General features: G+C 46.9%; 12 protein-coding genes. 7 read left to right on the top strand and 5 right to left on the bottom strand.

The window, feature by feature from the left end; all coding sequences use genetic code 11:
• Positions 1-177: 177 nt before the first annotated feature.
• Entirely contained in the window at positions 178-1,209 is a 1,032-nt protein-coding gene (locus BLQ13_RS10295; protein WP_090918818.1) for a BMP family lipoprotein, read from the bottom strand.
• Positions 1,210-1,485: 276 nt separating this feature from the next.
• Between BLQ13_RS10295 and BLQ13_RS10300 the strand changes: the two genes are divergently transcribed.
• The 3 genes from BLQ13_RS10300 to BLQ13_RS10310 all read left to right on the top strand — a co-directional run bounded on the left by BLQ13_RS10300 (position 1,486) and on the right by BLQ13_RS10310 (position 5,966).
• The gene (locus BLQ13_RS10300) at positions 1,486-2,913 is read left to right on the top strand and encodes a hypothetical protein (protein WP_090918820.1); all 1,428 of its coding nucleotides are present in this window, start codon (positions 1,486-1,488) and stop codon (positions 2,911-2,913) included.
• 245 nt (positions 2,914-3,158) lie between these two features.
• Positions 3,159-3,752, top strand: coding sequence for a DUF5317 domain-containing protein (locus tag BLQ13_RS10305; protein WP_090918822.1), 594 nt, complete (start codon positions 3,159-3,161; stop codon positions 3,750-3,752).
• Positions 3,753-4,133: 381 nt separating this feature from the next.
• Positions 4,134-5,966: a bifunctional diguanylate cyclase/phosphohydrolase gene (locus BLQ13_RS10310; RefSeq protein WP_090918825.1), complete on the top strand. Its 1,833-nt coding sequence runs from the start codon at positions 4,134-4,136 to the stop codon at positions 5,964-5,966.
• A gap of 112 nt (positions 5,967-6,078) precedes the next feature.
• Here BLQ13_RS10310 and BLQ13_RS10315 read toward each other — a convergent pair whose 3' ends face one another.
• The gene (locus BLQ13_RS10315; protein ID WP_090918827.1) at positions 6,079-6,267 is read right to left on the bottom strand and encodes a hypothetical protein; all 189 of its coding nucleotides are present in this window, start codon (positions 6,265-6,267) and stop codon (positions 6,079-6,081) included.
• A gap of 319 nt (positions 6,268-6,586) precedes the next feature.
• Here BLQ13_RS10315 and BLQ13_RS10320 point away from each other — a divergent pair, with 319 nt between their 5' ends.
• From BLQ13_RS10320 to BLQ13_RS10335, 4 genes are all read left to right on the top strand, one after another.
• Positions 6,587-7,417 carry a sensor histidine kinase gene (locus BLQ13_RS10320; protein ID WP_090918829.1) on the top strand — a complete coding sequence of 277 codons (831 nt, stop codon included), beginning with the start codon at positions 6,587-6,589 and terminating at the stop codon, positions 7,415-7,417.
• A complete protein-coding gene (locus BLQ13_RS10325; RefSeq protein ID WP_090918831.1) occupies positions 7,417-8,073 on the top strand; it encodes a response regulator in 657 nt (218 codons plus the stop codon). The genes BLQ13_RS10320 and BLQ13_RS10325 overlap by 1 nt, the downstream gene beginning before the upstream one ends.
• A 253-nt stretch (positions 8,074-8,326) precedes the next feature.
• Positions 8,327-10,042 carry a copper resistance protein CopC gene (locus BLQ13_RS10330; protein WP_090918833.1) on the top strand — a complete coding sequence of 572 codons (1,716 nt, stop codon included), beginning with the start codon at positions 8,327-8,329 and terminating at the stop codon, positions 10,040-10,042.
• 74 nt (positions 10,043-10,116) lie between these two features.
• Positions 10,117-10,899 carry a YcnI family copper-binding membrane protein gene (locus BLQ13_RS10335; RefSeq protein WP_244159276.1) on the top strand — a complete coding sequence of 261 codons (783 nt, stop codon included), beginning with the start codon at positions 10,117-10,119 and terminating at the stop codon, positions 10,897-10,899.
• Positions 10,900-11,086: 187 nt separating this feature from the next.
• On the opposite strand, the gene BLQ13_RS10340 is transcribed toward BLQ13_RS10335, so the two are convergent.
• The 3 genes from BLQ13_RS10340 to BLQ13_RS10350 form a co-directional block, all read right to left on the bottom strand.
• Positions 11,087-11,359: a hypothetical protein gene (locus BLQ13_RS10340; RefSeq protein WP_090918837.1), complete on the bottom strand. Its 273-nt coding sequence runs from the start codon at positions 11,357-11,359 to the stop codon at positions 11,087-11,089.
• A 75-nt stretch (positions 11,360-11,434) separates the two neighbouring features.
• Entirely contained in the window at positions 11,435-12,772 is a 1,338-nt protein-coding gene (locus BLQ13_RS10345) for a Tle-like phospholipase domain-containing protein (protein ID WP_186809805.1), read from the bottom strand.
• A 17-nt stretch (positions 12,773-12,789) separates the two neighbouring features.
• The gene (locus tag BLQ13_RS10350; RefSeq protein ID WP_090918839.1) at positions 12,790-13,071 is read right to left on the bottom strand and encodes a hypothetical protein; all 282 of its coding nucleotides are present in this window, start codon (positions 13,069-13,071) and stop codon (positions 12,790-12,792) included.
• Positions 13,072-13,243 lie beyond the last annotated feature (172 nt).

The raw sequence follows: 13,243 nt of genomic DNA on the forward strand, positions 1-13,243 counted from the left end.
TATCCTCTCCGTTATCGTGTAAACGTTATATTGGACATAAATGATTAGTAACAGTAGCAAAACCGGCTGCCTGGTTGGGCAGCCGGCTAACTAGATTGATTACACATCCATCAGTTTATTGCTCATTCTTCATATGAAATATTTCAGATCATATATAAGAAGTGATTTATATCCTTACTATTGTTGCAATGGATCTTTAACTACAATCTTACCGGATACGATGTCATCTTTGATCGCTTTAACTTTGTCGATAACCTCTTGACCAACAAATGCATTCAATGGAGACTCACTGTCACGCGTAACGTATGTCAGACCTACACCGTCTTCTTTCAAGCCGTAGTTCACTGCGCCTGCTTTGAATGTACCTTCTGCAAAATCTTTCACGGTCTCATAAGCCACAGTATCCGTAGATTTCAACTGGGACAGTACGATATGCTCCGGATCTTCTACTGTACGGTCTGTATCTTGTCCAGAAGTGTAGAAGCCTTTTTCTTTAGCCGCTTCGAACACCCCAAGATCACCTACAGCAGATGCACCTGCGATGAAGTCAGCACCTTTGCCGAATTGCACCAGTGCCAATTCTTTCGCTTTAGCCGGGTCATTGAAACCACCAACATAGTTCACCAGGAATTCTGCTTTTGGATTAACCGACTCCAGACCTGCTTTGAAACCTTCTGTATATTTCTTAATCAAAGGAATGTCCATTGCAGCGACCATACCCACTTTATCCGTTTTCGTGGAAAGTCCAGCAGCAGCACCCAGCAGGTACGCTCCTTCATATTCACGGAAACCAACGCTACGAACGTTAGGCAGATCAATCGCTGTGTCTACAATCGCAAACGACTTGTTTGGATTCTCGGCAGCAACCTTTTTGAGTGCATCTTCTGCCTGGAACGTTGCTGTAATAATCAGATCATAATTCTCAGCAACAGCTGCACGCAGGTTTTGCTCGAATGCTGCAGGGTCTGTTGATTCAATCGTTTTGGTATCCACCTTGAACTCTTTACCTGCTTTTTTGAAGCCTTCATCCATTTGTACAAAGAAAGGGTTGACCCCTATTTTTTCAGGAAGTACCAGTGCCATTCGCAGGGATTTTTCAGAATCGCCGCCTTGAGCGGATTGTTCGTCTTTAGTAGCTGATTTCCCACAAGCGGCCAGCAAAATAGACAACATAACAATTGATAAGACGAACGATAAACCTCTTTTCATTTTGAAAATTCCCCTTTTCAATAATCTTTTTTATTATCCTAGCGGATAATGTCGATCCTTGTCAATAAAACTTTCAGCGTATACACTCATATGGAAGATCATCGCAGGAACAGAGATTTCCAGCCTTTGGAAGCCATGTTATGACTGGCTTTTTTTCGTTGACATTTGGCGCGACTCCGTGCTAAAGTCAATCCAATTATTATATTCTGATAGGATTTGTCAGGATTATATTTCATTCACCTATCATTTTCAACCTATTTTAAGGAGGCTTTTCATTTGAAAAAGATCACCCAGATTACGCTGGCAGCCCTGCTCGCCGCTCCGGTAACCCTCGGCAGTCTAAGTCTGCCCGCTTCTGCTTCTGCAGCATCCGCAACGCCAGTTGCACCTAAAACGCTACAAGTGAACACCCCTGCGGCAAAAGCACCAGCTGTCTACACAGAGAGTGCAGCAGATTTCGCTCAATTCCTGCAAGCCAAGTACGGTGTTCAATTGCCACAGCAATCATCCAAGAGTGATTTTATCAAAGCCATAGCAGCCATTACGCAAGCAAGTTCCGCCTCCACTACAAGTACGGATGCCACAAAGGCACCTGCCTTCAGCGATCTGAAATCGGGTGACGACGCCTACGAGGCAGCTGTTGCTCTATTCAATAACGGTGTTTTAACATCAACGGAGGTACGTGCAAAAGATCAACTGAGCATTTACACAGCGGTATTCCTCGCCGTCAAGGCAGCTGGTTTCAAAGAACTCGCTTACACCTATCCTGTGGACAAAACAGCGAAGGCCCTTACCAAAGCAGGCATCAAGCCGAATCGTTTGCAAGGACAAGCTGGACAAGAACTGGCCGCGGCCATTGATACAGGACTTGTTCCGGAGAGTCTGTATCCCGCTCTGGTTAAGGGCGGTGCAGCAAGCAAGGATGCAGCGAACATTTTGCTTGGACGTGTGTTAATCAGCCAAGGTAAATATAAAAATGAAATTGGACGCTCCAATGATGCAGATATCTACTCCAAGCTCTATGCTGCATATCGCACGGCAGATCTGATTGAAGCTCCGGAACTGAGAAAGATTGTAGATCAGGCGCTACGTGAAGATCTCGTTACAGGCTACAACCTGAAAGACAGCCGATTTGACTCCAACTTTATCGATGAACTGACGTTAACTTATGGTCATGATAGCATCAATCATGCAGTACAGCTGATTGGCCTGCTTCGTAGCGAAGGCATCGATGCCGATGTACAATTCCAGCCGAAGACATCTGCTTTTATCTATTTGAAAGAGTGGGGCGAGCCGAAAGAAACACCAGATTACAAAGTTACGCAGATTGAGAATGGCAATTACATCGCTTATGCGAAGGAATATGACATTCAGTTTGAATTTAACAACACGGCGGACAAAGCCCGTTTCAACGACATCGTTCTGAAATTTGCTAAAAAGAACAGCAACAGCCAATCTCCACTGATCATCAACTCCTGGTGGCAGCCGCTGTATTACTCACCAACCGCACTGGCTAATTTCCCAGTGATTACAAACAACAAAATTACGCTTGGTCATTATTATGCCCAATCTTTCTCACTTAAAGAAAATGCCAAGGCGATTCAGGAAGGATTCCGCAAGCTGGCTTCTGAAGCAAACATCACCTCATACAACTTCTGGGTGGATCAGCCTTTCTTTAATTACTTGAATGGTGGTTCCGAGTAAATATCGCCCTAGATAAACACTTGAATGAAATGATCATTTTTTAGCAAAATATAAAGCCGTCTTCACCGATTCGGATTCAGGTTTCGACCTCTATTTTTCGGGAAGACGGCTTTTATATATGCTTTTACAAAATTCTTCTTAAAAATCATTTTGACCATGCAGGAATTGCCAATATCAGGTCGAATTTCTTATGTACACAAACACGCAAGTATCGTTGCGCACGTCCGCAAGAACAGGGGTTAATCATGGTATACGACGGTATTCTGATCGGCTTGATTGTTGGTCTATTCAGGGGTGGGGTCCGCTATGGGCTCAACCAGTTTGCAACACTCCAGCTACGCGGCGGCTGGATCTTCCCTCTACTGTTACTCTTCCAGTTTGGCATTTTCTATATGCAGGAGCGGTTGAGCTGGGTAGCATCCATTAATGGTTATCTGTTTGCCGCTGTTTATATCACCGGCCTCATCTTTTTATGGCTCAACAGACATCATCGGGGGTTCACGCTGATCTGGATCGGGGTGTTTCTCAACTTCATCGTGATGGCTTTTAATGGTGGTCGCATGCCCGTCTCCGTTGAAGCTTCTGCTGTGCTCGGGCCTTATTATGTCGATCTGCTTCGGGAGGGCACCGCCGTATCCAAGCATTATATGATGGACGCATCAACCCATCTTGCCTTTCTCGGCGACATCATCCCGCTATCGAGTCCATACCCACGAACACAGGTCATCAGCATTGGTGATGTCGTGATGAATGTTGGCATATTCCTGTTTATCCAGTACATGATGGTGAATCGGGGCAAAGAAGATATATCGTCCGCAGAAACATATCAAACCCAGTGAGAATTGGGTGAGCATCGGACCAGACTCCAAGGAAGGGAGGTCTTTTCCATGAAGAAATTCGAGGGTATCAAATATTCCCGCATTGTTATCAACGCCATCATCGTAGCGTCTGTCGTTGTAGCACTTACCTCGGGATACAAGCTTGGCGGTTAGGTTCTGCTGCCACACCAGACAAACAGGCTGCGAGCGGCCTGTTTTTTCTTGCTGGATTTTTGGAAGCGATCTTGTTATGTTAAAAAATATATAGTATATACCTATACAACAATAACCAATATAAATGCATCGAGCAGGAGTCTGTTATCTTTATAAGATGTCGTGATACTGCACCGTTCGTTTATACCTAACATCACGAGTTGACTAAATCCAAGCAGGAGATTTTCTATGAACTTTATTCGTAACCTTATCCGAAAAGCAGATCGAAGCATGATGTATGTTATTTTGCTTAGCTGCACCGGGGTTGGCGTTTTTATCTATATGAACCAGTGGTCTTATGTACATCTGACTACAACCGATTGGGTCATGGTTTATACCATGCTGGGAGCCGCGCTCATCCTCGACTATTTTACGTTCCAGATTCCCCCGAAGGGTAACCAGCAATCGATGGATTCCTCTGTGTATCTGGCCTGCATATTTATGTTTGGCGGGGCATTCAGCCTCTCGGTGTTGTTGCCGATTTCTATCATTTTATTAATTAAAGACCGCAAGCTTGCCTGGTGGAAACATGTTGTCAATTTCAGTATCTATAGTCTCATGATCACCGGAGCCGCCACTGTGTTCGAATGGACAGGTGGTCAGGTCGGAGCAATTGATAGTTACAACCTGATTCCATATGTTGCAGCGCTGGCTGCCTATTTTATTATTAATACCATTACGCTAGGATTGTTCTTTCATTTTTCAACCAAAGATGCATTACAGCAGATGAAACGGGCATTCGTAACCGAATCCCTCCTGGTTTACCTCTGTACACTTATTTTGGCGCTTGTGCTTACCATTTTGGTTGTACATAACGGTGTGCTTGGTCTATTTTTATATCTCAGCCTCAGCATCTTGTTATCTCATGCATTCAAGCAACTGTTCATCATGTACCAGTCCATTGAAGAAAAGGCAAACTCGGATCAGCGTACAGGATTGTTCAACCATAGCTATTTCGAGAGCATGCTGGAAACGGAGCTAAACAAAGCTCGTACGCAAGGAACGCCCCTCTGTCTGGGATTGCTTGATATTGATGATTTCAAAAAATATAATGATCAGTTCGGTCACCTTCAAGGTGATAGCCTGCTGGCGTTGCTTGGGGATTTTCTCATTCGCAAAACCGAAGGCACATCCGTTACCGCTTTTCGATATGGTGGAGAAGAATTCACGTTGCTCATGCCAGGCATGGAACTCGATGAGTCTTACAGATTTATGAATAAGTTACGCAAACAGCTGAATGATACCCCTTTTGAAGGGGTAGAGGTATTACCGCATGGCTGTCTCTCTTTCTCTGCCGGAATTGCTGCATACCAAGTGGATATGTATAACAAGTCTCAACTGGTGGATCAGGCGGACAAAGCGCTTTACTATGCCAAGAAGCAGGGCAAAAACAACGTACATCGCTATGGTAGCAATGACGGTATGGAGCACGAGATTGATCTGGTTCAAGACGTCCGCGACATCGAGCAGCAGCTGAACCTGTTTCAATACAAGGATATGGATACGTTCAAACATTCCAAACGGGTCTATAAATACGCGCTCGATATTAGCGAAGTGCTCAAACTAGACAATGCAGAAAAGCGGCGTTTCGTGCTTGGGGCGCTGATTCACGATATTGGCAAGCTGGAGATCCCCTGGTCTATATTGAACAAAAGAGAAAAGCTGACATGTGAGGAATGGGATACCATCAAGGGTCATGTGACTTGGGGCAAAAAAATGGTGATGACAAATGATCGCTTCGCCGATCTGATTCCGTATATTGAATTGCATCATGAGCGCTATGACGGCCATGGCTATCCTTACGGCCTGAAGGGTCATGAAATTCCGAAGCTGTGCCGGATGCTGACCGTGATCGATTCCTTTGATGCCATGACCACCGAGCGACCTTATCAGAAAACCAAAAATGTGGATGAGGCCATAGAGGAGTTGCGGACATGCTCAGGTACGCAATTTGACCCGGAACTCGCGGAGTTGTTCATTCGGTATATCGAGAAACGAGCGGCTCATCAACTATTGCAGTAGTCTGATATATGCATAAACGCCAAAGCGCTATCCCCATGAGGGATAGCGCCATTTTCATTTTTCATCGTGATGTGAAGTGTGATTTGATTCATCGAATGCATCAGGGGCCTGTTCAGTCTTGTGAAGACTCCTCGTTACTCATCGTATTCAGTTCATGCGAGGTCTGATGTAACTCTTTGATCATCTGTTGCAAAAACATGTTGTCTTGGCGACTGATCCCGTGCTGATTGTCTTGAACAAGCATCTGGTGAATGTTCTTCTTGAGCAATTCACTGCGACGTTCCAATACTTCTTGACTCATGTTGCTGCGTCACTCCTTAACATGTTTTGTAATGATTTTGCGTTCTATATAAGTATAGAGGACCTTCCCTCATAGCGAAAACGGGCAGAGCCCTCCTGAGCAGAGCACATCAACCCTCACCTAGCGTGACAGTATTTCAACCCTCTGTGTTCTTAGATATCCTTCTAAATACTCCATGATGCTCCCCCATTTCCTGTAAACAGCCCGGACTAGGGTCTTGGACAAGGTTGCGTTATAATGATCCCATTACCCTCATTGTGGAAAAGGTACAACCTGCTACAGTATGATGTATCCAGCCCTTAAAAGGAGTTATGTATATATGTCCTATAAACAGATCAAATGGATGATCCTGCTGATTCCCACCATCACCGTGGGACTGTGGGAATATATTCGCCATCAGTTTCTGATGCCGTATCTATCGATGGATGCCGGAAACTGGTTGACACCTGTGATTGTTTATCTTGTCAGCGTGACACTGCTAAGCCGTTTGTTCCTGATGTTAGAAGGGGCCCGAGCTGCCCTCGAACAAGAGCGAGCATCCAAAACGGCGCTTGAGGCGCGTGACCAGCTTGCCCGGGAACTGCATGACGGCATTTCACAATCGCTATTCCTGCTCTCGGTAAAGACCGACAAAGCAGGACGCAGTCTTGCAGGCACGAGCCATGAGCAGGATCTGCGCGAGATTCAAAAAACCGTGCACGAAGTCAATACATATGTAAGGCAAGCCATTGCCCAGTTGCGTTATGTACCTTCACCTGTTGCCGATCCCGAAGCCGTTGCTTTGCAGGCTCAGGTCGAATCTATCGTGAGTGATACCGTTCCGGAAGCAGATATAGAATGGAATCTGACCGAGGTTTCCTTCTCAGCCAAAGAGCAGGTAGAACTGCTTGCTTGTATTCGGGAAGCACTGCTTAACGTACGCAAACATGCCCATGCTACCAAAGTGGAAGTTTACACTAAAGGCAATGCCTCTAACTGGTCTGTTCATATCCGTGACAATGGTATTGGAATTCAGGGCGACCCGATGCTGTTCAAGGACCGGTACGGTTTACGAATCACAAAAGAACGAGCCGAGCAGATGGGGTGGACATTCCAGCTTGATTCAGCATCAGGTAATACACAAATGATCATTGGAAAGGGGCAGACGTGATGGAACTGGTACGTGTACTGGTTGTTGACGATCACGCACATGCGCGTGAGGCGATATGCACCATTTTATCCGAAGATAGCCTGTTCGAAGTCATTGGCACAGCCAAAAATGGGCAGGAAGCGATTGAGTTAACCGAACACTGGATGCCTGACCTGATTCTGATGGATGTGCAGATGCCCGATATGGATGGACTCGAAGCAACAAGGCAGATTAAACTGCGTTTCCCATACGTCATGATCGTAATGGTCACCGTATCGGATGATGTCACTTACCTCTTTGAAGCATTGAAACAAGGAGCCCAAGGTTATCTACGCAAAAATTTGTCTCCTTCCACTTGGCTGGAATACCTTCGCGCCATTGTTAGTGACGATGCACCGCTGAGCAAGGAGCTAGCATACCGAATATTGCAGGAGTTCCCCGCTCCTCGCAGTGAGGATGTGCAAGAGAATCCGTTAACCGCTCGCGAATTGGAGATTCTGCAATGGGTATCTGCCGGGTACACCAATCGTGAAATTGCCGAGCAGCTCGGCATCTCGGATCAGACCGTCAAGAATCATCTGAAGAACATTCTGCAGAAGCTACAGCTGGAGAACCGGGTGCAGCTCACTCGTTACGCATTAGAGAGCGGGCTTGCCGGCCGCAAGCCTCGTAAATAAAGTATGTTTCAGAGCGAATAGAACAGGGAATTCTACCACAAAACGATTCACTTCTGATATGCGTTATGTAATAGCACCACTTATAAATGTGCATCATTTCAAGCATTTGTCACAAATATGCAGTAATCCATGATTTTTTATAGCCCTATGTAGTCATACGCCTTCATTTTGGACAAAGTTATAATGGTATAGATTATGTGTGAACGACGAATTATGGATAATTGTAAATCTATAACCCAAGGGTGATGATTTTTTGAGAGTAAGAAGCTTAACCCTGCATTGGAGCAAACGTCACTGGGCACTGCTCACCAGTCTGTTACTGGTGTTCTGTCTGGTGATGCCGCAATGGGCATCTGCTCATGCTTATATCGTGAAGGCGTCTCCTGAAGAAAATGAACTGCTCGTTACTGCCCCGCAGCGGCTGACGTTGGAGTTCAATGAATCATTGCAGACGGCCTTTTATGATATTAAAATTACCGGACCTGACGGCAACCAGGCAGGCGACGGTAACGTACAGATTGACTCAGAACGCCCGCACATTATGGAAACGGGTCTGAAGCCTGGCCTTGCTGACGGGACATATCTCGTCAACTGGAAGGCCGTATCCGCCGATGGTCATCCAATCTCTGGAGCGTATGTGTTTCATATCGGCGAGCCTACCGGGGCACCTGCCGGATTGAAGGATCTGGCATCCGGTTCGGGTGCCACCGGTGGCCCATTGAAATGGATCGTGTCATTCACGGACTGGATTCAATATCTCGGTCTGTCCGTCATTCTCGGTACTCTAGCCTTCCTGCTACTTCGAATTGCACCAGCTTCCCTGCTACGGGAACCAATGGAGGCACCGGGTAGCTACAAATTGTTCTGGATCAGCTATGCTGCTTCTTCTTTTGCTGCACTAATAAGCCTTCCGCTGAACACTCTCTATGAGTCAGGTGTTAATATCGGCGAATTCAGTTGGGCTTTATTAGGAAGTGCGCTCAAACTGACCTCCTTCGGTCAGATCTGGATGTTACAGATGCTGATTGCCATGTTGCTTGCAGTCACACTACTGTCCGGTTATGATCTGGATCGATCCCTGCGCGTGCGAATCTGGTCCTCATACGGATCATTGGTGCTGGTTCTAGGCTGGCTGCTTACCCATGCTATGACGGGGCATCCTGCTGCCGCAGAGCAACGTGTGCTTGCTGTAGCCATGGACTTTGTACATCTTGCCGCTGCTGCATTCTGGATCGGGGCTCTCACCGCTATGGCAGTGTGTCTGCCAGCACTCACCAATCGATTGCCTGCAAAACTGCGAGGTGAAGTCTACTGGGCAGCGATAAGGAGATTTACCGTTTGGGGTATCGGTGCTGTAGCCGTTCTGGTCGCTACGGGTATCTATGGCAGTCTGGTCATCCTGCCCGCACCGCTACTGAACTCTTTATTCACAACAGCATATGGCCTGGTTCTGATCGGTAAAATTCTGCTACTTATCGTGATGATCGGTTTCGCGCTGATTCATGCCAAACGAGCAAGAGCCGCTACAGGTAAGCAGTTGTCTGGCAGTCTAAAGGCTGAGCTGGTTACAGGTGCCATCATTCTTGCGCTCGCGGCTGTACTGACACATCTGTCTCCAGGTCAGCCAGCACCCGTCGGTCCTTATAAAGGCACACAAACGACAGATGATGGCTCCGTGATAACACTTCAGGTAAGCCCAAACGTAGTGGGAGAAAATCAGTTCGAAGTCAGCATAAAGCGAGCGGATGGCAGTATCGTCAAAGATCTCGAACAGGTGACGTTGTCTCTGATCCATCTGGATATGGATATGGGCATCTATGAGATCACCATTCCGAAGAACGATACGGGCGTATACAAGGCTGAGGACTACATCTCTATGCCGGGCAAGTGGAGTATCCAAGTCCACGCGTTAACTCGGTCACTTGATGCCCTCGATGCCGAGTTCAAGATTGAGGCAGCAAAGCCGTAGTAAACAACGAAACCATTTTTAAAAGAGTGAAGTATATCTAAAACATTTGCATAAGAATGAGAGGGGTTCTGATTTTGAAAAAGACATCATGGGTATCCAAATTAACATCTGCTATGGCAACAGGTGCAGCAGCATTCCTGCTATTCTCCGGTTTGGCCAGCGCTCACGTCACGGTAAATCCGTCCGTCGCACAAACGAGTGCATGGCAGACATATACGATTAAAATACCGTCTGAGAAAGAGTTGCCAACAACCAAAATCACACTCAAAATTCCAGAGGGTGTTGCATTTAAGCAATATCAGCCACTGTCTGGATGGAAGATCACAACTGAGAAAAATGATTCTAAAGAAGTAACCTCGATCACTTGGGAGATTGATGGAGATAACCAAGGGATTCTGGCTGGACAGTTCCAACAGTTTAACTTTGTTGCACAGAACCCAAAGACAGAAACAGAAGTGGCATGGGATGCCTTCCAATATTACAGTGATGGCAGCATTGTAGAGTGGACAGGCCAGCCGGGGGCAAACTCTCCTCACAGCATCACAACCATCAGCGAAGATCCGGCAGCTGCCGGTAATGCCGCAACAGGCGGATCAAGTAATGGGCATGACAGTGCAGGCACTGCTGGCACCGCGACAGGTGACAAAGCTTCTGACACTGCGACTGATGGCAAAAAGGGAAATGATGACACTACTCTCGGCGATGCTCTCTCCGATACGGTAACAGGTCAACCGAATAACACGGATTCCGATGCAGGTACGTTGAAGCTACAACAAGCAACGTTAATCGTATCGATCCTGGCTCTGATCATGTCCTTCCTGGGCATTGCACTGGCCACTCGCCGCAAAAAACGTTAATCTGCAGTTCTCTTACCCGGGGTCACCCGAGGAGATCATTGTAAAAAGATGCAAAAAGGAGTTTGCAGCGAACGGGATAACCCCGTTCATGCTGCAAACTCCTTTTTTAGTTAATCTATGTCCAAAATCGAGATGACTTGCCGTGCACGATACATGCGCCATCCGCAATATGGCACACCGTTGCATATTAACGTTGCTGATCCGTTTGAATCATAAATTCAATATACTGGATCAGACTTTTCTTCTGCATCTCGATGGATTGGATACGCTTGGCGAGACCTGCGAAAAATTCTTCAATCTGCTGCCTCGTATGATCCGCAGATTGTCCTTTCCAATCGTTCAGACGGCTGTACAGCGCCCTTGCCTCCTGCTCATCCGCTTGCATGCGAACCAGTAGCTGTGACAGCTCTTTTTCCGCAATCCGCAGGTCATTCAATTCCACCAGCAATTGTCCGCTCATCCGTGGTTCCCTCCCCCTCAGTGCACGTTCTCACCTTGAATACTCAATGCTATCTCTCCAGCCTGCCATTTATAACTAGTTAAAATGTACCGGACTCTCATCCGCTTGCCGGAAAGCCTCCGCCTTTTCCTCAATAAAGTTCAGGAATTGGCTCGTATGCTTCATATGCCATGTGCTCAGCTCCTGGATAGACGCATCCAAGTGAGTCACAATGGGCTCCAGTCTGCGGCTACGGCTTGTATGTAAATACTGAGCCATACGTGTCCGCACCTGATTCAACTCGGCATTGCACTGCTGGGCATTTTGTTTCCAGCGGGAAGCCACACTTTTCAGTTCTTCCGGGGTAACCTGGATTAGACCAGATCCCAGCGCCGCAGCCGCTCCTCTGCCGGCACCGCCTCTCAGCCCCATCGGACCTACCGCTTTGCTCAGCGGTCCCAGATTCTCCATAAGTCGTGGCGAATAACGAACCCGCTCACCCGTGATCGGATCATACAACTCGTTGGAAATGTAACCATTTTTGAAGTTATACTGATCGAGGCTGTGATAGTTTTCTCCGCCAAATGTATTCTTGATTTTATCAATCAGACTTACACCATTATTGGCATCTGCGTAATTCGAATCAATATAATACGTAGAACCTACATGACGATCATATCCGCCTAACGTTCCGCTAGCGACCAGATCGCCCGGACTCGCATAGTTCGTTACTTGCCCATCCAACTCACCGGCCTCAACCCGCCGACGCATCTCAGGAGTCAAGTTGCCCATCACTGAAGGTGCACTGAATGTAACCGCAGGAAGACCTGTATAAGCGGAAGCATACTGCGCATCCCCACCTCCAAGAGAATGTCCTGTCAGAGAGAAATTCAGATCGCCATACTTTTCTTTCATATGGTTCGCATAATCTTCCGACTGATACATCTGGTTAGCCCAGCCCGTAGGCGAATAGGTCTTTTCGATATCCTTTACGCGATCGCCCGTCCAGTTTTGTACATCTCTTACCCTGTCGCCAGCCCAGTTCTCTACTTTGGAAATACCTGTGGAATCTTTGATATTCTGAACGCCTCTATCGAGCCAATCCGGTGTCAGGTTGTCTACAAATTGTGCCGTGTCTTGTTGCCCTTTGCGGATCAATTCTCCGCCCCCGATGCGTGCATCCATCACGAAATCAGGCACCGAGCGGTCCAGAGAGGCACTCCCCTCGGTTCCCCGATAGGCAATGACTGCCTCCTTGGTCTCCGGATTATAAAACGTTACGGCATCGAAGCCGGAAAATTTATTACTCTCTGTGCCCTCCAGTACTTGCCAGCCGGGAAGCTCCGTCAGACGGTCACCTGCCTTTTGATCCTGATAGGCTAACTCCGATAAGGTTTTGTACGTTTCATCATCAATGTTCCTGCCGTTACTCAATCACTGCACCTCCCCTTTTATTTGGCGTATGGATCATATCCTTTAGCTTTAATGGCTTCCTCGAGCTCGGGACTAATCACGAGATTTTTGGTGATTTTTTTCTTGTAATCGTACGATATGCCAAAGGTCTGATCGTCATGATCCTTCACATGCCCCTTCAGTCCGATCTGCGACATCGCCATCTCTGGCAGCAGTTCCTTGCTCGTAACGACCACATCCAGTTCAAACTTTTCTTTGAAGTGCTGCACCACAACCTTCTCAGCTTCCTGGTACAACGCCTGTTTCTCACTCTCTGTCATCTTCTGACACCCTCCCAGCAATATAGTGAACACCATCATCAGTGCGAATAAACTTCTCATCCCTTTTGTGCGCGGAATAGCAATTCCCCCTTTTGGCTCAAACCTGTGTAAGTAAAGAGCGCCCCCTTCACCTGTTACATGCATCATAGTACAAAATCAACATAAGACACAT

Origin of the sequence: Paenibacillus polysaccharolyticus, assembly GCF_900102085.1 — a bacterium.
In the GTDB taxonomy this organism is placed as follows: Bacteria; Bacillota; Bacilli; order Paenibacillales; family Paenibacillaceae; genus Paenibacillus; species Paenibacillus polysaccharolyticus.

Excerpts from the sequence above, each read along its gene's own strand:
- BLQ13_RS10305 (WP_090918822.1), top strand. The coding sequence starts at position 3,159 with ATGGTATACGACGGTATTCTGATCGGCTTGATTGTTGGTCTATTCAGG.
- BLQ13_RS10315 (WP_090918827.1), bottom strand. The coding sequence starts at position 6,267 with ATGAGTCAAGAAGTATTGGAACGTCGCAGTGAATTGCTCAAGAAGAAC.
- BLQ13_RS10310 (WP_090918825.1), top strand. The coding sequence starts at position 4,134 with ATGAACTTTATTCGTAACCTTATCCGAAAAGCAGATCGAAGCATGATG.
- BLQ13_RS10295 (WP_090918818.1), bottom strand. The coding sequence starts at position 1,209 with ATGAAAAGAGGTTTATCGTTCGTCTTATCAATTGTTATGTTGTCTATT.
- BLQ13_RS10340 (WP_090918837.1), bottom strand. The coding sequence starts at position 11,359 with ATGAGCGGACAATTGCTGGTGGAATTGAATGACCTGCGGATTGCGGAA.
- BLQ13_RS10320 (WP_090918829.1), top strand. The coding sequence starts at position 6,587 with ATGTCCTATAAACAGATCAAATGGATGATCCTGCTGATTCCCACCATC.
- BLQ13_RS10325 (WP_090918831.1), top strand. The coding sequence starts at position 7,417 with ATGGAACTGGTACGTGTACTGGTTGTTGACGATCACGCACATGCGCGT.
- BLQ13_RS10350 (WP_090918839.1), bottom strand. The coding sequence starts at position 13,071 with ATGACAGAGAGTGAGAAACAGGCGTTGTACCAGGAAGCTGAGAAGGTT.